Below are 22,435 nucleotides of genomic sequence, written 5' to 3'. Positions count from 1 at the left end.
CATTAGTATAGTTCAGATGAAACAAACTTAGCTAGACCAGTTTTTTAGTCAAATCGAAAAAATAAAAAGCTTCGCTTAGGCAGTAAAACTATATTTTTAGTAAAAATACAGTCGATGTTTTGAAATTACTCCCATGTTAAGAGTACCTCATCTTTTAGCACAATGGTCTTATTTAGTCGATGAATTTCGAGTGTAATTTCAGGAGAAGTCAGTATTTCTTTTTTCAATTCTTTTTGTTTTAGTAAAGGTAATTGGTCTACAACTTGTCCATTTACTGCTTGTATTTTGTCCCCTACCTGAATTCCGTATTGGTGTGCTGGTGAGTTGTGCCAAACAAATACAACCACAAGCTCTCCGTTTTCTATCTCCGTTTTAATTCCTTTTCCGCTAAATTTCGTCTCGAACTTTCTTTGTGCATATGGAGAAAAATAAAGTGCATTGCCTTGGAGAATTACGCGATAGTAAGACAACCATTCCACCCCTAAATTACTTTCCTCATCATCGTCCACATCAGCTAAAAAGGTAGGAATCGATTGTTTTCCCATTTTCATGGTTAAGGGCAAAAGTGCAGTTTCTCCAGAGCTACTTCCAAAGGCATTCATACTCAATACTCCTTCACCTGTAATATAAGACGGAACATACGGTTTTACCTTTTCAAACATCCTAGAACTTAAATAAAACAATCCATTGTACCCCGTATCAAAAAAAATCCCCTTTTCTTTAATCTTATCAAAGTAAGTCAAGGTTACCATAGGAGTTCCGACATCCGTTTTCTTTATTTTTAAACGAGAAAAATTTGAGGCGGACTTCAATTGTTGGTCTAAGTGGCTTGAAATCGTAATCGTATTGTGATATAGATCAAAATCCCATACACTCTTAGCTGTTATATTACCTCCAATAATGCCATCAATCCCCAAATCGTCAAACACGGACAAATCCTCCCGCATAAACACAAAATTTTCAAACGTTAAATTCCCTATTTTTACTGCTGATACAGCAACATATTCTACTTGCTGTATATTTTGAACAGCATCCATAATAGGCTGACTTTCAACAAAAACAGCTTCAACATCTACTCCTTTTCTAATCGTTGAAGGAGCTCCTGTATCCACCATAAAAACATATTCCTTTCCCTTTATTTCAACGGTTACATAAATGAACTTATCTACAATGTTATAACTAAGTTGTTCTTTATAAACACTTGGACTAATTGTACCTCGTTTGAATATTCCCTTTTGAGCCGTTGCGTGTATTTGAATCAACACAAAAAACAGTACAAATAATTGTTTTCTCATAACCTAAATCATTTTTTACTAAAATTAATTAACTAAGCAACAAATTTAGAAAAACATCCATCCTTATTAACATAAAATATAAATTTAAATACAATAAAAGAAAATAAACACAAACATCCGTGTTTACTCTACACCTAAAACCGACAAATCAAACGCCTATCTTCAGGCAAACGACAACTACATTAAAAAAAGGACATAAAACTCCTTTATTTCGCAAATTGTGATTTGAATCATAAAATACAGCTGCAAGAAGGCGGTAACTTTGGGTTAAAATAATATCTAAACTATATCAAAATGAAATCAAAAGCGCTATCATTTATGCTACTTGCAAGCTGTTTAACACTCGTATCATGTGGTGATAAATCGGCAAAACCTATGTCAGAAGAAAGTGTAACAACGAATGAAAGAAAAATAGAAACGACAACTCCTACCCCATCGAGTTCAGCACCCACAGATGCCGCAAATGCACCTGCTTCTGAACGAATTGACTTAGTAAATAAAGGGAAAGGACCAATTAAAACTTTACTGTTAGGCGATATTGATCAAGCCATGGCAGCAAAAGGCCAAGAAGTATTCAAAACCATGTGTACGGCTTGTCACAAACCAGATAAAAAATTTATTGGACCAGCGCCTAAAGGTATTCTAGAACGCCGTACGCCAGAATGGGTGATGAATATGATTCTAAACCCAGAGAACATGCTTGAAAACGATGCACTAGCACAAGATTTACTGAAAGAATTCAATGGTGCACCTATGGCGAATCAAAACCTTACAGAAGAAGAGGCTCGTGCTGTATTGGAATATTTTAGAACCCTGTAACCTTAATACCATCAAGTATGAAAAAGTATATAACTTTCACTTTAGTCAGTTGCTTGGCTGGACTGTCCTTCGTCAGTTGCAACAAAGCAAAGCAAAATAACAAAGGAGCGCTATCCTCCAATGCAGCAGAAAAAGTATATGTAGCACCTGGAGAATACGACGAATACTATGGTTTCTTTTCAGGGGGTTTTAGCGGCCAATTATCGGTCTATGGTTTGCCTTCAGGAAGACTGTTTAAAGTAATTCCTGTATTCTCACAAGATCCAGAAAAAGGCTATGGCTATAGTGAAGAAACAAAACCCATGTTGATGACTTCTCATGGTTTTATTCCGTGGGATGACTCCCATCACCCTGATATTTCGCAAACCAATGGAGAGTTAGATGGTCGTTGGATTTTCATCAATGGAAATAACACCCCTCGTATTGCTCGTATCGATCTGGAAGATTTTAGTACAGCCGAAATTATTGAAATCCCCAATAGTGCGGGAAATCACAGCTCCTCTTTTGTAACGGAAAATACCGAATATGTAGTGGCCGGAACCCGTTTCTCTGTGCCTATTCCACAACGCGATATGCCAATTAAAGAGTACAAAGGAAACTTTAAAGGATCCTTATCCTTCATTAAAGTAGATCCAAAATCAGGAGAGATGGATTTGTCTTTCCAAATTCAGATGCCTGGTTTCAACTATGACTTATCACACCCTGGGCGTGGTAAATCCCATGGTTGGTTCTTCTTTACGACGTATAATACGGAAGAAGCTCATAGTTTATTAGAGGTGAATGCTTCACAAAATGACAAAGATTTTATTGCAGCAGTCAACTGGAAAAAAGCAGAAGAATACATCAAAGCAGGAAAAGGAAAAAAGATGCCAGTGAAATATGCACATAATAAATTTGACAATGCGACACATATGGCAACCCATACCATGAAGGAAGAAGTGCTCATTTTAGATGCGAGTGAATTTCCTGATTTGGTGTATTTATTACCTACACCCAAATCACCCCATGGATGTGATGTTGACCCATCAGGTGAATACATCATCGGAAATGGTAAACTCTCAGCGAATCTAACAGTACACTCTTTTACAAAAATGTTGGATGCGATTGAGAAAAAGAAATTTGATGGTGAGGCTTATGGGCTACCTATTTTAAAATTTGAGGATGTATTGGCTGGTGTAGTCGAACAACCAGGATTAGGTCCTTTACACACGGAGTTTGATGGGCAAGGAAATGCGTATACGACCTTCTTCATTTCTTCGGAAGTAGTAAAATGGAAATTAGGCACTTGGGAGATTATTGACCGCAAACCAACCTTCTACTCGGTTGGACACTTGATGATTCCTGGCGGAAACTCCAGAAAACCAGATGGAAAATACTTGGTAGCGATGAATAAAATCACCAAAGACCGTTATTTACCTGTAGGACCAGACTTAAACCATTCGGCTCAGCTGTATGATATTTCTGGCGATAAAATGGAATTACTACTTGACTTCCCAACGATTGGAGAACCACACTATGCAGCCGCTATTAAAGCGGACAAGATCAAGGATAAGGCTCGACAGATTTATAAGCTCGATGAAAACAAACATCCCTATGCAGCGAAATCCCCAGCCGAAACAAAAGTAACGCGAAACGGAAAAGAAGTACACATTTACATGACGATGATTCGCAGTCACTTTACACCGGATAATATAGAGGGAATTAAAGTGGGAGATAAAGTCTACTTCCACGTGACCAACTTAGAGCAAGATTTTGACGTACCGCATGGAATCAGCATGTTAGGGGCTAATACAACGGAACTCTTAGTTACACCTGGAAAAACCGAAACCTTTGTATGGGAACCCAAACAAGTAGGAGTTTGGCCTTTCTATTGTACGGATTTCTGTTCGGCTTTACACCAAGAAATGCAAGGGTATGTCCGCGTATCTCCTGCAGATTCAACACTTCCTCTTTCTTGGTCTTTAGATGATGAATAACAAGTTATACAAAGCCGCTTTTTAATCTTAATTCACAAAAGGACAGGCGTAAAACCCTGTCCTTTTTAAAAAGAAAAACATGAAAAAATCCTCTATTTTAATGATAGTGGGGGCTAGTTTACTCCTCTCCTTATTCTATTTTCCGCTCTGGAACATTGAACTTGGAGCTCCACAATATCCAATTCCTTTGGGAATGAATATTTATATTGATGGGATTAAGGGTGTAGGAGAATTTGACCTTCAAAACATTGACGGTTTGAATCATTATATTGGAATGAAAACCATTCCTAAACCAGAACAGATGTGGGAATTTACCGTTTTCCCAATTGTAGTGGCCTCCATGGCCATCCTCGGTATTGCCTTGGGAATTGGAGGATACTTCAATAAAGTCAAACCTTCCTTCTTTTTGGCTTGGCTACTGCTTATGGCTGTTTTAGGAATCGCAGGAATGTATGATTTTAACCTTTGGCTAATTGACTACGGAAGTGATTTAGATCCACATGCCATCATGAAGATGGTTGATGCTCAAGGAAATCCCTTAACCTACGAACCTCCCCTATTTGGTCATCGCAAAATACTAAATTTTGATGCTTATTCTTATCCTCATATCGGTGCTTACCTCATGGGACTAGGATTGTTACTCACCTTCCTGGCTTTTGTGCTGGGAACTAAATCTAAAAAAAAAGTAATATGAAACCATTCGCTTATCTTATTCTTCTTGTACTTTTTGTTTCTTGTACCGTAAAAGTACAACCCATTGAATATGGCACGGATAATTGTGATTTTTGTAAAATGGGAATTGTAGATAATAAACACGCTGCTCAATTGGTAACCACCAAAGGCAAAAATTACAAATTCGATGCCATCGAATGTATGTTGCACTATATTGAACAGCAAAATAAACCCCTCACCGCATATCAGCACCTTTTGGTTGCCGATTTACTCCAACCTGGAGTGTTAATCCCAGCTGAGGATGCTAATTTCATCATCTCTAAAAATATTCCGAGTCCGATGGGGGTCTTTTTATCAGCGACTACAACCCCAGAACAAGCTACTAAACTAATTGAAGAATATACTGGCGATCACTATACATTCGCTACACTTCGTCAACAATTGTCTCATCCGTAATCTACCGCGTCTATAACCCCTTACATCTATGAAAAACACACTTAAAATTGCATGTGCTCTTATTTTACTTGTACAAGGATGGGGAACAATTGCCAAAACCATTACCGTTCACCCACAAAAAACGGTAAATACCATACAAAAGGCTATTGCATTGGCTGAAGATTATGACCTCATCATTGTAGAAGCAGGAACGTATAAAGAAACCGACATCCGCATTACGAAACCGCTCACACTACTGAGTAAAAATGCTATTGTTGATGGAGAAAACAAAGGAGAAATCTTTATCATCCAGGCCGATTATGTAACCATTAAAGATTTTACGATTATCAATGTTGGAACGAGTTACATCAAAGATTATGCAGCCATCCGAGTACGAGAAAGTAAGCACTTTATCATTGAAAACAATACCATTAAAGATTTATTCTTTGGCATTTATCTTGAAAAATCAAAAGAGGGTAAAGTCGTATCCAACAAAATTTACGGCAAAGCCAAGAGTGAATTTAATTCAGGTAATGGGATTCAGCTGTGGTACTGCAACAATATCGAAATTAAAAACAATTATGTGGAAAGAGTAAGAGATGGGATCTACTTAGAGTTTTCTAATTATTGTACCATACACAACAACATAAGTAAAAACAATGTTCGTTATGGGTTGCACTTTATGTTTTCCAACCATGATGTAGTCACAAATTGTTCTTATACCAACAATGGAGCTGGTGTAGCGATTATGTTTTCTAAATCCATGAAGATGAGTCATAATTTATTTAGTGACAATTGGGGGTCTGCTGCTTATGGAGTGCTATTAAAAGAGGTCAACGACACTGAAATCAGCTATAATGTGTTTCAAAATAACACTACGGCTATTACTATTGAAGGGTCGAATCGCATACAATACACCCACAATGATTTTATCAGCAATGGATGGGCCTTAAACTCGAGAGGAGCGAATTATCAGAACATAGTAAATCACAATAATTTTTTAAATAACTCTTTTGATTTACTCTATCAAGGGCAACTCAACCAGAATAATTTTGACTCTAATTATTGGAGTAATTACACCGGGTATGATTTAGATAAAGATGGTATTGGTGATGTACCCTATCGTCCAATTAAGCTCTTTTCTTACATTGTCAACAAGACACCTGAAGCGATTATTTTTCTCCGTAGTCTATTTGTGGATATTATTGATTTCTCAGAAAAAGTATCTCCTGTATTTACGCCTGATAATCTAGTAGATGCCAAACCTTTCATCAAACAAATTCAACATGATAACGATAACTAATTTACATAAGAGATTTGCGGATAACCAGGTTCTTCAAGGGGTTGATCTCACCATTGGCCAAGGGGTATTGGCTATTTTAGGTCCAAATGGAAGTGGTAAGACAACGCTAAACAAGTGTATTTTATCTATGGTGTATCCTGATCAAGGAACCATTGAAATTAATGGACAAAACATTGCAAATCAATGGGAATATCGAAAGAATATCGACTATTTACCTCAAATTGCCAATTTTCCCAATAACATTACTGTCCTAGAACTCATTCAGATGATTAAGGATTTAAGAGAGGATAAAGGAAAAGATCATCAACCGTTGATTGACCTATTTAAGCTCTCTCCTTTTCTGAACAAGAAACTCAATAAACTATCTGGAGGAACCAAACAAAAGGTAAATCTCTTGTTGACGTTTATGTTCGACAATCCTATTTTAATTTTAGACGAACCCACAACTGGACTTGATCCTGCAGCGATGATTACCTTGAAACAACTCATTCTCAATGAAAAACAAAAGGGAAAAACGATTCTTGTTACTTCTCATATCATGAGTTTTGTGGAAGAGATATCCGATCAAATTATCTTTATTCTCGAAGGGAAAATATACTTCAAGGGAACTATCGAACAGCTAAAAGAATCTACCCAACAAGATACGTTTGAACACGCTATTGCTAATCTTTTAATTGATTAATATGCTTAAAATTCTAAAATATAGTTGTTACGACTTAATGCGCAGTAGATGGAGTTACTTCTATTTAGGCTTCTACCTACTCTTGGGATTCGTCTTGTTATTTTTGAATCACGATATTGGCAAAGCCATTATTACCTTAATGAATATCATTATTGTACTCGTTCCGCTCATCAGTACCATTTTTGGAATCATGTATTACTACGACTCTAAAGAATTTACAGAGCTTTTATTAGCACTCCCCATTAAGCGATCCTCCATCTTTATTGGACAATACCTCGGTGTGGCCTTATCTTTATCGATGAGTTTATTAATCGGGTTAGGGATTCCATTTATGTGCTATGGTCTCTTTGAATCAGATATTATCTTTGAGTTTCTCTCCCTATTAGGTATTGGTGCTTTCTTAACTTTTATCTTTAGTGCACTAGCCTATAACCTAGGGTTGAGAAATGAAAATAAGATCAAAGGATTTGGTCTTGCCATCCTCTTATGGTTATTTTTAGCTGTGATTTACGATGGTATTTTCTTGAGTATCTTATTGGTTTTTGGCGATTATCCTCTTGAGAATATTTCCTTACTTGGCACCATCCTCAACCCCATCGACTTATCGCGTATTCTCATTCTACTCAAACTTGATATTTCTGCTCTCTTGGGCTATACAGGTGCTGTATTTAAAAAATTCTTCGGCAGTAGTGCTGGTAGTCTTATTTCTTTTCTACTCTTGTCACTGTGGACCTTACTTCCTATTCTATTGATTTATGTAACTGGAAAGAAGAAAAACTTTTAAGGGAGATTTTTTGGAGGTGTTTTTGAGGTGTGGTGGTGAGAAGGTGTGGTGGTGAGGTGGTGAGGTGCTTTTTTGTGAGGCGGTGGCGATGAAATCGAAAAGCAGTGAAAATCGGAACGAAGTGTAGATTCATCGAACACTAAAACCAATATGAAATAGGTGAGATATATTCATCGAACACCAAAACCAATATGAAATAAGTGAAATAGAGGGTGTGGCGATGATATTTATCGATTAAAGAAGAATTCTCTCTTCCCCCCTTTCTTCTTCTCCCTAGTGTATGTCGCCCTGAGGCAACGAAGGGTCGCATCACGCGCTCACCTAATACAGTCGTTGAGTAACAGATGCGACCCCTCCTTCGTCGGGGTGATTACTGGGTGTGAAATTGTGGGTTGTTTTTTTGGGGTGAGGTGATGAGAAGGGGTGACGATGAGGGGGTGTGACGATGAGGGGGTGTGGTGGTGAGAGGGTGTGAAATTGTGAGGTGCTTTTTTGTGAGGCGGTGAAATCGAAACGCAGTGAAAATCGGAACGCAGTGAAGATTCATCGAACACCAAAACCAATATGAAATAGGTGAGATATATTCATCGAACACTAAAACAAATATAAAATACGTGAGATAGAGAGTGTGAAGGTGTGATGATGATATTTAATCAATTAAAGAAGAATTCTCTCTTTCCCCTTTCTTCTTCTCCCTAGTGTATCACCCTGAGGCAACGAAGGGTCGCATCACGCGCTCACCTAATACAGTCGTTGAGTAACGGATGCGACCCCTCCTTCGTCGGGGACATACTGGGTGTGAAATTGTGGTTTTTTTTTGAGGTGAGGTGATGAGAAGGGGTGACGATGAGGAGGTGTGAAATTGTGAGGTGCTTTTTTGTGAGGCGGTGAAATCGAAACGCAGTAAAGATTCATCGAACACCAAAATAAATATAAAACTAGGTGAGATAGAGGGTGTGATGATGAGACGAATTCTCTCATTGTAGCATGTCACCCATTCTCCCCTTTCTTCTTTCCCTTTTCGTCTTTCCCTAAAAAAACAACTTCCCTTTTTTGATTCGAATTTGTTGTTTGACTTCAATCTCTTTGATGGTTCGGATGACTGTTTCCACGCGTAGTCCAGTCATATCAGCAATTTGTTGTCTGGTCAAATCAACTTGATATTCCTTTTGGTTGGCATTGCTTTGATCTTTGATGTAGTTGAGTAGGGTTAGTATTCGCTTTTCTGAATCATTAGAAGAAATCTCAGGGGCCATAATCGACTTATAATACAAACGAGAAGAAAGGGCTTGTAAGATAGCAAAACAGCTTTTCTTTTCATTTTCTAGCAAGGTAAAAAAGTCACACTTACTAATGAGGAGAATACGGGTAGGTTGTAAAGTAACAGCATTTGCAGGATAATTCACCGCACAAAATAGCGGCGGTTCTCCGAAACTTTCCCCATCTGCAAACAACCCTTGGATGAATTCCTTCCCATCTTCATTGTAATTATTCATTTTGACTTTTCCCTCTATAATTTGATAATAGTATCGCGGTTCTTCGCCTTGAGAAAAAACCGTTTCATTCTTGTCAAATTCTTTGATAAAACCCTGATACTGAAGTAAAATACTTGGATCAATCATAGTAAAGTAATATTGGATGTAAATACTTCTAAATTTACGACTAATTTTAGGGATAACGACAAAAAAAGAGCGATAATCCCAAGATTATCGCTCTTTTCTATTTATTTTTTCCCTTCGAAGGATGCTTTATCCAGTTGATACCAAAAATGTGGAATTCCGTCTAAATCAAATGCTTCCATACGGGTAAATCCAAGCTTGGTTAGAATCGCATTGGAACCGTCATTGGCACAATCTGCCATGGCGAATACCTCTTGAAAATCAAGTTGATTAAATCCATAGGCTAAACAAGCTCTTGCTGCTTCTGTTGCAAGGCCTTTCCCCCAATATTTCTGGCGCAGACGATAGCCTAAATCGTAATAATGCAAATGGCCATTCGTCTCTTCTGTTACATACTTGAATCCCGTCCAACCAATAAAATCTTGTGTGGCTCTATCTATGATTGCCCAACGTCCAATACCGTTATCTACATACTGTTGTTGAATAAATGCAAGTACCTCCACTATTTCTTCTTTGCTTTGTACAGGATGATTCCCAAGGTACTGATGGACTTCCGGATTGGAATCCAAATCAAACATACCTTCCACATCAGTGGATAATAACGGGCGAATCAATAGGCGTTCTGTTTCAATATTTACTTCCATCATCGTTGTTTTTATTTGTCATTTTACTTTGGATTTTCATCTACGGCTATCTTCTTAAACAAACCAAAAAATAACCAAGCTTCAAATGTACACAAAAACTACGTCTCTCGTTTCATTTGTCTAAATGCGCGATAAATAATTATTCCACTAGTAAACATTAAAAGTGAGCCCAGTAGAAAAGGAGCACCGGGAAATTGAATAACAGCATCTTCTTTCGTACTAAAATAAAAGAGGTTGGTCATTACAGGTGGACCTATAATTGCAGTAGCACTAACTAAACTCGTCAAAGCACCTTGCAATTGTCCTTGTTCATTGGGAAGTACACTTTTACTAATAACTCCTTGCAAAGAAGGACCACAAATTCCCCCTAATGCATAGGGAATAAGAAAAACAAACATCATCCAACTTTGGGTGGTACAGGCAAATAACAACAAGCCAAGGGCATAAAAAAACAACCCCATATAGATGCTGCGTTGTTCTCCTAATTTAGGTGCCGTCAAACGGACCAAGACCCCTTGTACCAATCCCAACAACAAGCCTAGAACCCCTAATGAGATTCCAACCAGTCGCTCATTCCAATTCAATTGATAAAAGGCAAAAAAATGCCAATTGCTTTGTACCGCATGAAGGCCAATATACACCAAAACTAAGGCAAGCACGAGCTTGGATATCTTAGGCTGTTGAAGTAAAAAACGCAAAGAAACAATAGGATTTGCTCTCTTCCATTCAAAAGGTCGTCGTTTGTGCTGATCTAAACTTTCTGGTAGAATGAAATACCCATACATCCCATTCACCAAACACAAAACAGCTGCAACATAAAAAGGGATGCGCGCACCATAATGCCCCAGAATACCTCCAAATACAGGCCCTAAAACAAAGCCTAATCCAAAAGCCGCACCTATTACCCCAAAATTCTTCGTTCTATTTTCATCCGTTGATATATCAGCAATATAAGCGGTTGCCGTTGAAATACTCGCTCCTGTCACCCCCGCTAAAACTCTACCGACAAACAACCAGCTGATTGAAGGTGCAAAAGCGAGCAAGAGATTATCTAAAGCAAATCCAAAAAGAGAGGCTAGTAGAATAGGTCGTCTTCCGTATTGATCACTGAGGTTACCAATTAAAGGGGCAAATAAAAATTGCGTCATGGCATAAGCAAAACCAAGCCATCCTCCATACTGTGCTGCTTCATTGATTGTACTATGGGTTAATTCTGCAATTAATTTAGGTACCACAGGTAAGATAATGCCCCATCCTGTAATGTCAATTAGCAGTGTAATAAATATAAATCCAACTGCTGCTTTTTTCTCTGTTTTTTTCATCCCCCAAAAGTAAAGGGCAATGAAAAAAAAGAATTTGACTCAATCATGGGTTTGCACTACAATTTGTAAGCTAAATTGCTTTCTATCCTAAGGCGCCACTCCCCTTTGCTCGCGAAAAGTGGATGGAGATATGCCTGTCATTCGTTTAAAAAAACGGCTAAACACACTGCTTTCTATAAAGTGTAAATGATGGCTAATTTCTTTGATAGACAGATTGGAAGCAGACAATAGCGTTTTCGCTTGAAGTACTAATTGATGATCCACCCACTGAGAAACTGACTTTCCTGTATGTTGTTTTAAAAACGTAGAGAGGTATTGAGGAGTTAAATGCAATTGTTCTGCATAAAATCCGACCTGTCGTTGCTCAATAGCATGCTCCATCAACAACGCATAAAAGGCATCAATAATAGCATGAGTTCGATTTTTAACTACACTTTTTGCTATGGGTATTGTAGAATACACCTCAACAAGCATATAAATAAGAACCAAGATTAAATGTCGAAGCATTTCTGTTTTATTGGTACTTGGTTCTTTGTGATAGAAACGTTGGATGAGCTGTAACAACTCCTCTTGTAATTCTTGCTCTTCGGGTTTAAGTTGAACTATAGGTTGCCAACGGATTTGGTTATTCATGATCCATTCACGCAATACAGGAAATTCCATAATAAAATCCAACGAAAGACCAATTGTTACTAGCTCTGCCTCTTCATCTAAGGCCAGCGTTTCTAACATGATTTGAGGGGGGATTACTGCTATATCACCTGCTTTAATTTCATAAGTTGAAAAGTGGATGTTTAACTTCATGGTACCCTTGAGCATAAAACCCAATAGCAAACCGTCAAACAGTCGATTTTGTCGCGTATAAGACTGATGTGCCTGATGATGTTGTCGATGTACAACTAATCCTTCCATGGTTGGAGAGGAATCCATAGGATATAGCGTTCGAACATTATCTAATGTGATGAATAAAGCCATAATCAAAGTTCTGAAAAAAAGAGAAATACTGCAAATAATAGGACCAACACTTGATTAACTTTGGTTTTTACTGGATGAATGCAGTTTGTATAATCGTTGATGTAAATCAGCGCTATACCAAATCAAATTCCTAAATTTGAAAGATAACCTTTTTAGATTTTATTGATGATTAGACTAGCCCACAGCAACGATTTAGCTGCCATTCAACATTTATACACCTTGTTATTCAAAGGTATGGGAGAATTAGAACCGGCCTATATGAAAGAAGCCATCCAAGATCAAGCGTTTGTAGAAAGTGTCATTCGTGGAGAGCAGGATTTTGCTTTATTTGTCGTTGAAGATGAGGGAGCCATACAAGGATTTGCCATAGCACAACTACAAAACAGTCCCCCTTACAATGCATTTGTACCACAGCGCTGTGTGTATTTGATGGATCTAGTAGTTCATCCTAACACGCGTGGTAAGGGATATGGCAAAATGTTAATCCAACGCGTCAAAGAGTGGGGCCTCGAAAACCAAGTGGATTATTTTGAACTTAGCGTATTACATCGCAATCAACAAGCTATTGCTTTATATGAAAGAGAAGGTTTTCAACCTTTTAGTCAATCCATGCGCATGCGTTTGGATGCAGAATAATGCGCTGGTATCCCAGCTAATCCTGTCAAAAAGTGCAGCAAAATACTTAGATACAAAAAGGCATGACCCACTCGGTCATGCCTCTTCTCTCAAACCAAAATATCCATGAAAAAGATAATTTTTCTTTTTTAATGGAAGGCGTAAATACGCCTTCGTTCTTACAAAATGCGATTCAAATTAGCCACCTGAATCAAATAGAGAATCTTAGCTTCAATCACCTGACTAAAAGCTTCTTGCCATAAAGCATTGGCCTCCAACACATCTTTACTAACAATGGTTCCTGCTTCAAAGCGATCTTGAACAATACGTCTATTCTCTGTACTTTGCCCCAAGGCTAGTTCAGAAGATTTTAGATCTTCCCTCGCTTGACTCACTCCTATTTCTGCATTTCGAACCTCCAAGTACAAGAGCTCTTTTGTTTGTTCTAATTCCTCTTCTGCCGCTAATGCTTTTAAACGCTGTTCTTTAGCCTTTGCTCCTCTTTTTCCCCAATCAAATACAGGAATTTCAATACGAACTAATCCGACGTAGGAAGTCAAGTTATCTTTCCCATTGGTGAAATTGATTCCTTCTCCAAAACCAGAAACGCCAATCATACTCAAGGCAACTGTTGGATAATACGCTGATTTAAGCATCTTTGCTTGTAGGTTTTCCAACTGAGTCACCTCTTCCAAAATCTGTATTTCTGGACGAGCTAAGATTGAATTTTCTCGTTGCTCCTCTGAAATCAAAGCGGTGTATTCCATCAGTTCCAAGTGATCGTTTATTGTTATTTCTTCTCTTTGATCCAAACCAATGAGTTGTTTTAAAGCTAATTGTACGAGATACTGTCCATCTTGTACTTTGGTTAATCCTGCTCTAGCATTCGTTAACGCCACTTGTACTTTGAGCAAATCATTCTTGTAGGTTAGTCCCACTTCATAGCTGTTTTTAACATCTTGTTCCAACGCTTCTAACAAGGTAATATACTCTTGTGCTAGCTTTGCTTTTTCTTGTAATTTGACTACCTCATAATAGGTTTTCTCTGTTTCAAACAAGACGTCTCTTTCTTTCATTTGAACTGTTTGACTCGCTATCTGTTGTTGAGATTTACTTGCTTTTACGCCATCTCTTACCTTACCACCTGCATATAAGGGTACACTTGCTGATACCATCGCATTGGCCATTTTTTCAGGTATCAAGCCATTCATTGCTCCCCCTAAAGGATCGCCTAAATAAGCACCAGACAACGAAGCATCGAACATGGGATAGGCGCTTAATTTAGCGGCTTTCACTCCTTGATTTGCCGCATCAACCTGTCGTTTTGCTTGGGTTATTCTTCTATTATTATCTAGGGCTAACTGCTTACACGTTGCTAATTCAAGTACTTTAGAATTTTGTGCAAAAGAAGTTAATGTAAACAGAAAGCCTAGAAATATGATATAGTTATGATTTACTCTCATGATATTCTTTTTTAATGTTGAACGCTACTGTTCGGATTGTGGGACATACTTGGTAAATCGATAGTATAAAACAGGTACAACAAACAAGGTCAGTACCATAGATACAATCAATCCAAAGGCAAGTACACTTCCCAAAGGTGCCCACATGGGGGATTTACCAATAATCATTGGCAGTACAGCTACGGCTGCGGCTGCAGAGGTTAAGAAGATGGGGCGCATGCGTCGTTTTGCGGCGGCTAATGCTGCTCCACGGCGACTATATCCGTGATCGCGAACTAATTCATCCGCATAATCGACAATGATAATTCCATTACGCACAACAATTCCAATCAAACTAATAATTCCCATAAAAGCAGTCATACTCATTGGATTTCCCGTTACCCATAACCCTAAAAAGGCGCCAAGTAAACTCAAAGGAAAAGTGGCCAATACAAACAGCGACTTGCCTATTGTTTTGAATTCCATCATCAGAATCAAGAAAATCAAGACCAAGCTAACTCCTAACGCTTTCATCATCGCTGGCCCGTTTTCTTCTGATGTTTCCCTATCTCCTCCGTATTGAATTTTAATTCCATGGGGTAGATGAATCGCATCGATTTCCTCTTTTACATCAGCCATAATAGAGGCCGCCTTTATCCCCTTTTGGGTTTCACTATTTACTTCTAGTGTGCGAAGTCCATTGCGATGCGTAATCACTCCAGGAGTCCATTGTGGCACTACTTGTGCTACTTCACTCAACGGGACGGCATGGCCAAAAACAGAAGGCACATAAATCTGTGCAATATCCCCTAAGTCCTTTCTGTTCTCCTCAACAAAGCGCAACTGTACATCCACGGGTTTATCTCCTTCATAAAATCGCGTAACTGGCGCTCCTTTCGTTCCCGTTCCTACCGTTTGTACAATAGAGGAATTCAATACCCCATAGCGTTCAGCTTTATCTTCTAATGGAACGATATTCAACGAAAACAAATCCTCTTGATAACTCGTACGCACCCAATTTGTTCCCTTATGGCGTTTCAAGATTTGTTCAATTTGATCCGCTACTCTTTTTTGATCTTCGATATCCTCACCAATAATGCGAATCGAAATAGGTGCACCTTCTTGTAAACTAAGTTGACGTAAGCGAACATATCCCTCTTCTAAAAAGGAGTCAAACTGTGGTAAATACTCTTGTACCACTTGATTCGCTTCTTTTGCATCATGAGTCGTAATAAAAATCTGCGCATAGTTTTCCCTTGGGATTTCTGGCGAATAGGTGACATTAAAACGCGGAGAACTCATTCCGATAAAGCTAGCAATACTCACTATGCGCTCATCTTTTTGAAAAATAGCTTCTACTTCTTTGGCTACTTTATCTGTTTCTTCTAAAGAAGTTCCCGTTGGCAGCCATAATTCCACATTGAACTGTTTGGTTTCACTCAACGGATAAAACTCCTGTTCTACTTGAGAAGCAATTCCCAATGCTAAAACAACAGAACCAATGGCAATCACATAGGTGTATTTTGGATGTCGAAATGCCCAAGCGATTCCTTTATTAAAATAATGCTGTAAGTAATCCAAGAGATTCTTTTTCTTCTTTTTACTTCCTGTTTCCTCTGGGCTGTGTAATCCTTTTTTAATGAACACATAACACGTTAAAGGTGTAATAAAGAAAGAAACGAAAAGAGAAGAAATCAGCGCAATGGCAATCGTTATAGGCAAAGCCATTAAGAAGTCTCTTGCAATTCCATCCATAAAAAACGGAATTGGTGCAAAAGCACAAATAATAGCCGTAGTAGCAGAAAGCACAGGAACCGTTAACTGTCTAGCCGATTGCCAAGCAGCTGCCCAAGGATCAATCCCTTCATCGAGTTTTTCGACGTAATTATCCACAATGACAATCGCATTATCAATGACCATACCCAATACAATCACCAAAGCAGCTAAGGATACTTGATGCAATTCAATACCAAACAAGCTCATGATTCCGAACGTAATAATAAATGAAATCGGAGCAGCGATAGAAGCAACAGCAGCTACACGGAACGGCAACAATAACACGACAACTAATACACACGCACCAATAGCCATAACAAACTCTGTCATGAAGTGAGAAACACTCAAATCAACAGCATCAGGTTGACTCACAATCGTATCTATTTTAACGTCTTGGGGTAATCGCTTCCCTATTTCTGCTAATTTTTGATCGATTAATGCGCCAAATTCAACGATATTATTTCCACTTTGCATCTCTATAGCGAGCATCAATACTTTATCTTCTCCCATGCGGATAAAGGACGTGCGATCCGTATAAGAACGCTCAATTTTAGCCACATCTTGCAGGCGAACTACTTCTCCATTGGGATTGGTATATACCATCAGGTTTTCGATATCGCGTTGACTTCCAATCTCACTGGTTGTAAAAATAGGAATCGTATTGTTGGGCATTTTTACTTCCCCTGAATACATCGTTAAATTCTGCGCTTGTAAAACCGACACAATTTGAGTGGTGGTAATGCCGTAATCCAATAGCTTTTGATTGTTAATCTCTACGCTAATTTGCGGTTGTTGAAGCCCCGAACGATTAATCTTTGCCACTGTTGGAAGGGTCTTTAGCTCATCTTCTACCTGATCTAAATACCCTTCTAGTTCGCTATACTCTTTCGTGGGTGAAGAAAGAGATAAAATCAAAGCGGTTACATCTCCAAAACTACTATTGACAATCGGTCCAATACTCCCTTGAGGTAAATTGGGCATCACTTCTGTATTCATACCGTGTTGTAACGTTGCCCAGAAGCGCTTTCTATCTTTTACTTCAGTACGCAAACGCACCGTGATAAATGTTTGTCCAGCTTTGGTTTCAGACGTTGTTTTCTTTTTGTCAATCTCCTCAAACGTAAACAGGTATTGCTCAATCTTTTTTGTAATTTGCTGTTCCGTTTGATACACATCTGCTCCGGGATAAAAAGACACCACCATGGCGATGGGCATCTCAATATTAGGGTTTTCTGCTCTAGACATATGCTTTACTGCATAAATTCCCAATCCCAAGAGTATGACTGCGAGTGCTATTGTCACTTGACGATATTTCATCGCAGCTTCTATTATATTTATCTTTCTCTTTTTTGACATAATCCTTTCTTTTATTGTGCAACTACCGCACCTTCATATAACTTAGCACTAGAAGTTGTCACCAAGCGCTCTCCTGCCTCTAAGCCCTGTTGAATGATTAATTCACTTGATCCGCGAACCTCTGCCACACGAACTCTCTTGCGTACTACACCTGTAGAACTCCCATCTAATACATAGACATAGGTAACTCCATGATCCCCAATCTGAACAGCATTAGCTGGAATGATAATTTGTTCTTGTAGCTCATCCGCTACCCACACATCCCCTAACATTCCTCCTAATATTTCATGGTTTGGATTGTCTAGACGCACCTTCACGCGATACGTACGCGTTACAGGATCGGCTTGTGGATTGACCAAATCAATGATTCCCTGATATTCCTTTTGTAAGGAAGGGAGGTATAAACTCGCCACCTGTCCTTTTTTAAATTGGTTAATTTCACTTTCAGGAACATTGATTCTGGCAAATACAACATCTAAATTGGACAAGGTAAATACAGGTTGTCCAGGAGCAATCACCATGCCTTTTTCTGCCGCTTTCATCGTAATAACACCGGAAAAAGAAGCCGTTAAGCTCGCGTCTTTCAACTGTTTAGCATTGATGTTTTTATTTGCCTGAGCTTGGGCCAATTTGGTCTTTACATCCAAATAATCACGTTCAGGTAAACTTCCCTTCTCATAAAGCTTGTGTAAACGCTGATATAAATCCACCACCTGATCATAGCTTGCTGCTGCAATCTGATAGGTATTGGCATAAGCTTGATCATCCAACTTAGCCAATACTTGTCCTGCACTAACGGTTTGTCCTTCTTTGACATACACTCCAGTTATTGTACCAGGAACCGCAAATCCTACCGTTGCCATTTGGTCTGGCTCTAAAGTAGCAGCATATGATTTGGGATTGGCAATCTTGACTTTTTTGACTACTTGACTCTTTACTTGTATAGCAGTCGGTGGGGCACTAAAATTTGATTCTTTTTTTGCACAACTCATTGTTGTTAACAATAAGGCAACTAAAACAGTGCCTCTTACTAAATTCCTTTGCATAGTACTTGATTATTTATTCTTTAGCAAAGGTCAAGCAAAGTCGAAGTTCCCAGAAGGGGAAAACTGCCTCTAATTTGGTATAAATTTCTGTTTTTTAATTAAAAAACAAGAGATAAAGGACTTTATATTGGTTCAATTAACCTTTTTTGAAGCTCTTCGCGATATGCTTTAGGAGATACATTCACCGCATTTTTAAAATACTTACCAAACATAGATTGGTCATTGAAATTCAACATTGTGGCAATTTCATAGATTGGCACAGTCTGATCGGCTAATAAGTATTTTGCTTCGTGAATAACAATATCTTCAATCAGTTTTTTAGCCGAGGAACCATAATACTCCTTGACTACTTCAGATAAGTATTTGGGAGTAACGAATAGCTGATCGCTGTAAAAAGACAAGGATCTATTTTGCTTCACGTGCTTTTTAACCAATAAAAAGAAATCCATAAATAGTTTTTTCTTTACTGTTGGCTTTTCATCAATCAATTGAGCATACTTGGTAACCATGCGAACCAACTCATAAAAGAAAACCTTAAATAGCGCTTGTAAACTATCAAGGCGATAAGCATAACTTGGATCAAGCTGAATGTACGTATGTATCATCTGAATCACTTCCTTGATCCGCGCCAATTCGTTTTCTGGTAAGTTCTTGATAGGATAAAACTTCCTCGCGAAATAATAGGTAATTAGTTGTGTAAATTCGTTGCTAAACTCTAAGGGAATCGGCATATTGGATGCAAACGTAAGCATCAGTAATTCGAATTGTTCAGAGTACTGTGGATAGGCTGTGAAAGGAATAAATGAACTTACAATGAATACGGAGTTCTCCTTGAAATCATGGGTTTCTTGATCATACGCAATGGAAATAGTTCCTTTTTGTAAAATACAAATGGAATAGCTATCAATACGTGAATCTAGATAATTGAGTACATCATCAATGGCATGCGTATTGTCTTGATTCGCATGCAAAACGCTAACACCTAATTCTCTAAGATTTACATCTAACATAATTTCCTTCTTACTGCTTCAAAAATAAACACTTTAATTGAAATTTATACTCGAAACCCCAAAAAGTAGATAAACCGTTTATACGGTATCTCTTATCTTTGTATATACGTAAAATATAATTTGTATGCATTCCTCTATTATGTTTGAACAACGTCACACACCACATTATACTCTGATTCAGCTAACCGCTGAAAAGTACGAGGCTTTTTTAAAAACAGCGAGTGATGAAGCCATATCGAATTTAATGGGAATACCCCTAGAGAACGTTGCAGCTGAACGCAAAAAAGCCATATTTGGTTTTAGAACACACAATAAATCTTTTCATGTGTTTATCATCATAGATACTCAAACAGAGCAACCAATTGGATATTGTGGTTTTCATACTTGGTATCTCGAACATGATCGTGCAGAAATTGGCTATGGTTTATACAGCGAGGCTTATAAAGGAAAAGGTGTAATGTCTGAAGTATTTGCTCATGTAATTGCATATGGTTTCAATGAACTAAAACTCCAACGCATAGAAGCCTTTATTAGTCCCGATAATCAACCCTCAATCAAACTAGTAGAAAAATTCAACTTCACACGAGAAGGGCAATTGAGACATCACTATTTTAAGCAGGGACAACACGAAGACTCTGTTGTTTATTCTTTGCTTTCCACTGAATACCACTACAAATAGATAGCATATAGAAACTTCACTTTGTACAATAAATAGAAGAAACAAATGAAAATAAAAATCAGTACCTCACCTCAACTTGCACATGAAGAAGCAATTAAGCAAATGCTATCTAATTATAATCTAAGTCATACGGCTGCTATTAAAGATTGTATCAATGAATCCTTGGAGATTATCTTAGAAGAAAACAACCAAATTATCGGAGGATTACTAGGTCGTTCGCTATGGGGAACATTAGAAATACAATCTTTAGTGATAGCTGAAGATTACAGAAAAAAAGGTTTAGGGCGAGATTTAATGCTCAAGGCTGAAAAGATAGCACGACAAAGAGGATGTCATTATATTTCTTTGAATACTTTTTCCTTTCAAGCCTCAGGTTTTTACCAAAGCCTTGGTTATAAAATATTTGCAGAAGAAAAAGATTTTCCCTTAGGATACTCCAAACTCTATTTACGCAAAACATTATAACAAAAAATAAGGGCGAATAATTATTCGCCCTTAGCAACATAAAAAATGGTAATAACGGTTTAGTTTGTTTTAGACGTTCTCTATTTTTGTTATTTGTTCAATTGTTCTACTTCTTTTTGAGCTAAAGCTAAAGCTTCTTCATACGTTTCGACTACAATCAGTCTATGTCCCCAATATTTTTGAAAAATAGGTTGAAAATCAATTGCCGCTTGACGTTTGATTGCATCGGGTTCCACTTGAATCATCGCTAAAACGTTTTCAGAGAGCGCTACTCTATTTTGTTTCATCCAAAGATTCATCTTCTTCATATGCGCTTTATCCTGTTTGGTCTCCTCCACATCTGGAGCACTTACCTCATTAATCATAACAAATTTTTCCCCACGCTGAAGTAAATTTTCATATGCTATAAAATATTGATCTTGGTTCTTTTCCTTTTGTGTTGATGCGATAGATACACGCACAATTGGAAAATCGATTGCATTGATTGTACTCATACTTTTTTTTGACAAAGGAAGCAGTTTAAACCGCTAGAGACAATGGATATAACTGAGAAAGGAGTGGACTTTTCAAAGGATTCGATACAGGTAAATCCGAGTTTATGCAGCATGTGATTTGAACTCTCATTTTCACAATCTACCTCAGCAAAAACTTCCTGACCCTCCAGTTGGTTGGCCCCATGCTCCAAACAAGTTATTCCCACCTCTGTTGCAAGGCCCTTACCCCAATATTCCTATGCGAAGTAGTATGTTATAGCTTGTATTTTCTCATTATTATTTTACTTTTTTAACCTTTGGCGAATCATCGGATTTGTAATCAATACATTAGTACCAACCAATGAAACAAACGTATGTTCCTTGCGATTGGGGTCATAACCTACATCGGTCGGAGTCAGTAAGACCGCAGGTCTAGATTTTTCCTCTAGGGGATGATTACTTCCCTCTTCTATTCCTTTAACTTCAGCTTGATTATAAACTCCTTTATTATCAAGATCCAATTGTGTAATCACATAGGTTTGGTTATAGGTCCATACTTCATTTACATCCAAGAAATCATCTTCATTCATACTCTTTTCGGGTACAGCGGTAATGACCCCTCCTAGCAGGAAATCGGTCAACACTAAATTCGTTAACTTAGTTTCTCCTGTATTGGTTAATTTGAAGGTATAGGTAATTGTCTCTCCAACTTGAGGACTTCCATTATTGTTTGCATCTCTAAACACGCCATGCTTGATTAACTTAAGTCCTGCAAGGGTATAAATAACCTCTTGATTTTTTTTGATATTATTACACGGTGTACTTAATCCATTATTTTCACATTCATAATGCGCATCAGTAGGCGGAATCGCTGGATTAGGGTTCGTCGCATCGGGATCATAAATATCATCTGGGCGCAAGATTGTTGCTTCTACTTTAACAGGTCCTACTACTGGGTTGATTGCTTTAAGCTGGATGGTGTAAATTACTTCACAAGCAACAGGTAAATCTAACTGAGAGGTATAAGATTGATTCACTGCATCATAC

21 protein-coding genes and 1 pseudogene are annotated in these 22,435 nt (G+C 38.0%); 10 read left to right on the top strand and 12 right to left on the bottom strand.

Going from position 1 to position 22,435, the window contains the following annotated elements; genetic code table 11:
* Positions 1–125: 125 nt before the first annotated feature.
* Positions 126–1,295, bottom strand: a complete 1,170-nt coding sequence (locus tag AWV75_RS12455; RefSeq protein ID WP_060874687.1) for a PDZ domain-containing protein — start codon at positions 1,293–1,295, stop codon at positions 126–128.
* A 294-nt stretch (positions 1,296–1,589) separates the two neighbouring features.
* Between AWV75_RS12455 and AWV75_RS12450 the strand changes: the two genes are divergently transcribed.
* The 7 genes from AWV75_RS12450 to AWV75_RS12420 all read left to right on the top strand — a co-directional run bounded on the left by AWV75_RS12450 (position 1,590) and on the right by AWV75_RS12420 (position 7,966).
* Positions 1,590–2,114, top strand: coding sequence for a c-type cytochrome (locus AWV75_RS12450; protein ID WP_060874686.1), 525 nt, complete (start codon positions 1,590–1,592; stop codon positions 2,112–2,114).
* A gap of 17 nt (positions 2,115–2,131) precedes the next feature.
* Complete coding sequence (gene nosZ / locus AWV75_RS12445; protein WP_060874685.1) at positions 2,132–4,090, top strand: Sec-dependent nitrous-oxide reductase; 1,959 nt, start codon at positions 2,132–2,134, stop codon at positions 4,088–4,090.
* Positions 4,091–4,169: 79 nt separating this feature from the next.
* The gene (locus AWV75_RS12440) at positions 4,170–4,784 is read left to right on the top strand and encodes a hypothetical protein (RefSeq protein ID WP_060874684.1); all 615 of its coding nucleotides are present in this window, start codon (positions 4,170–4,172) and stop codon (positions 4,782–4,784) included.
* Positions 4,781–5,218 carry a nitrous oxide reductase accessory protein NosL gene (locus AWV75_RS12435; protein WP_060874683.1) on the top strand — a complete coding sequence of 146 codons (438 nt, stop codon included), beginning with the start codon at positions 4,781–4,783 and terminating at the stop codon, positions 5,216–5,218. Before AWV75_RS12440 ends, AWV75_RS12435 begins: the two co-directional genes overlap by 4 nt.
* A gap of 28 nt (positions 5,219–5,246) precedes the next feature.
* Positions 5,247–6,500 (top strand): nitrous oxide reductase family maturation protein NosD, encoded by a 1,254-nt coding sequence (locus tag AWV75_RS12430; RefSeq protein WP_060874682.1) that lies wholly within the window; start codon positions 5,247–5,249, stop codon positions 6,498–6,500.
* Complete coding sequence (locus AWV75_RS12425; RefSeq protein WP_060874681.1) at positions 6,484–7,182, top strand: ABC transporter ATP-binding protein; 699 nt, start codon at positions 6,484–6,486, stop codon at positions 7,180–7,182. Before AWV75_RS12430 ends, AWV75_RS12425 begins: the two co-directional genes overlap by 17 nt.
* A gap of 1 nt (position 7,183) precedes the next feature.
* Complete coding sequence (locus tag AWV75_RS12420) at positions 7,184–7,966, top strand: ABC-2 transporter permease (RefSeq protein ID WP_060874680.1); 783 nt, start codon at positions 7,184–7,186, stop codon at positions 7,964–7,966.
* 1,031 nt (positions 7,967–8,997) lie between these two features.
* Here the strand turns inward: AWV75_RS12420 and AWV75_RS12415 are convergent.
* From AWV75_RS12415 to AWV75_RS12400, 4 genes are all read right to left on the bottom strand, one after another.
* Positions 8,998–9,588, bottom strand: a complete 591-nt coding sequence (locus AWV75_RS12415) for a Crp/Fnr family transcriptional regulator (protein WP_060874679.1) — start codon at positions 9,586–9,588, stop codon at positions 8,998–9,000.
* A 101-nt stretch (positions 9,589–9,689) separates the two neighbouring features.
* Positions 9,690–10,232 carry a GNAT family N-acetyltransferase gene (locus AWV75_RS12410; protein WP_231738124.1) on the bottom strand — a complete coding sequence of 181 codons (543 nt, stop codon included), beginning with the start codon at positions 10,230–10,232 and terminating at the stop codon, positions 9,690–9,692.
* 95 nt (positions 10,233–10,327) lie between these two features.
* Complete coding sequence (locus AWV75_RS12405; RefSeq protein ID WP_060874678.1) at positions 10,328–11,551, bottom strand: TCR/Tet family MFS transporter; 1,224 nt, start codon at positions 11,549–11,551, stop codon at positions 10,328–10,330.
* 87 nt (positions 11,552–11,638) lie between these two features.
* On the bottom strand, positions 11,639–12,526 hold the full coding sequence (locus tag AWV75_RS12400) for an AraC family transcriptional regulator (protein WP_060874677.1): 888 nt from the start codon (positions 12,524–12,526) through the stop codon (positions 11,639–11,641).
* 165 nt (positions 12,527–12,691) lie between these two features.
* Here AWV75_RS12400 and AWV75_RS12395 point away from each other — a divergent pair, with 165 nt between their 5' ends.
* Entirely contained in the window at positions 12,692–13,162 is a 471-nt protein-coding gene (locus AWV75_RS12395) for a GNAT family N-acetyltransferase (RefSeq protein ID WP_060874676.1), read from the top strand.
* 158 nt (positions 13,163–13,320) lie between these two features.
* Here AWV75_RS12395 and AWV75_RS12390 read toward each other — a convergent pair whose 3' ends face one another.
* The 4 genes from AWV75_RS12390 to AWV75_RS12375 all read right to left on the bottom strand — a co-directional run bounded on the left by AWV75_RS12390 (position 13,321) and on the right by AWV75_RS12375 (position 19,771).
* Positions 13,321–14,604 (bottom strand): TolC family protein, encoded by a 1,284-nt coding sequence (locus AWV75_RS12390; protein ID WP_060874675.1) that lies wholly within the window; start codon positions 14,602–14,604, stop codon positions 13,321–13,323.
* A 24-nt stretch (positions 14,605–14,628) separates the two neighbouring features.
* Positions 14,629–17,715: an efflux RND transporter permease subunit gene (locus AWV75_RS12385; RefSeq protein ID WP_231738122.1), complete on the bottom strand. Its 3,087-nt coding sequence runs from the start codon at positions 17,713–17,715 to the stop codon at positions 14,629–14,631.
* 11 nt (positions 17,716–17,726) lie between these two features.
* Entirely contained in the window at positions 17,727–18,761 is a 1,035-nt protein-coding gene (locus AWV75_RS12380) for an efflux RND transporter periplasmic adaptor subunit (protein WP_060874674.1), read from the bottom strand.
* Positions 18,762–18,883: 122 nt separating this feature from the next.
* Complete coding sequence (locus AWV75_RS12375; protein WP_060874673.1) at positions 18,884–19,771, bottom strand: helix-turn-helix domain-containing protein; 888 nt, start codon at positions 19,769–19,771, stop codon at positions 18,884–18,886.
* A 124-nt stretch (positions 19,772–19,895) separates the two neighbouring features.
* Between AWV75_RS12375 and AWV75_RS12370 the strand changes: the two genes are divergently transcribed.
* Together AWV75_RS12370 and AWV75_RS12365 are read left to right on the top strand one after the other, a co-directional pair.
* Positions 19,896–20,450 carry a GNAT family N-acetyltransferase gene (locus AWV75_RS12370; protein WP_060874672.1) on the top strand — a complete coding sequence of 185 codons (555 nt, stop codon included), beginning with the start codon at positions 19,896–19,898 and terminating at the stop codon, positions 20,448–20,450.
* 45 nt (positions 20,451–20,495) lie between these two features.
* Positions 20,496–20,915 (top strand): GNAT family N-acetyltransferase, encoded by a 420-nt coding sequence (locus AWV75_RS12365; RefSeq protein WP_060874671.1) that lies wholly within the window; start codon positions 20,496–20,498, stop codon positions 20,913–20,915.
* An 89-nt stretch (positions 20,916–21,004) separates the two neighbouring features.
* Here AWV75_RS12365 and AWV75_RS12360 read toward each other — a convergent pair whose 3' ends face one another.
* From AWV75_RS12360 to AWV75_RS12355, 3 genes and pseudogenes are all read right to left on the bottom strand, one after another.
* The gene (locus tag AWV75_RS12360; RefSeq protein WP_060874670.1) at positions 21,005–21,409 is read right to left on the bottom strand and encodes a hypothetical protein; all 405 of its coding nucleotides are present in this window, start codon (positions 21,407–21,409) and stop codon (positions 21,005–21,007) included.
* A pseudogene (locus AWV75_RS18510) lies at positions 21,406–21,633 on the bottom strand (GNAT family N-acetyltransferase); the annotation flags it as partial. The pseudogene AWV75_RS18510 and the gene AWV75_RS12360, both read right to left, overlap by 4 nt.
* Before the next feature lie 57 nt (positions 21,634–21,690).
* The coding region (locus AWV75_RS12355) for a DUF7507 domain-containing protein (RefSeq protein WP_231738120.1) at positions 21,691–22,435 on the bottom strand (745 nt) is incomplete at its 5' end.

The organism is Myroides odoratus (genome assembly GCF_001549985.1).
Classification (GTDB): Bacteria; Bacteroidota; Bacteroidia; order Flavobacteriales; family Flavobacteriaceae; genus Flavobacterium; species Flavobacterium odoratum_A.
Note: the sequence above shows the minus strand (reverse complement) of the source record. Positions and strands in the feature narration are given on the sequence as shown.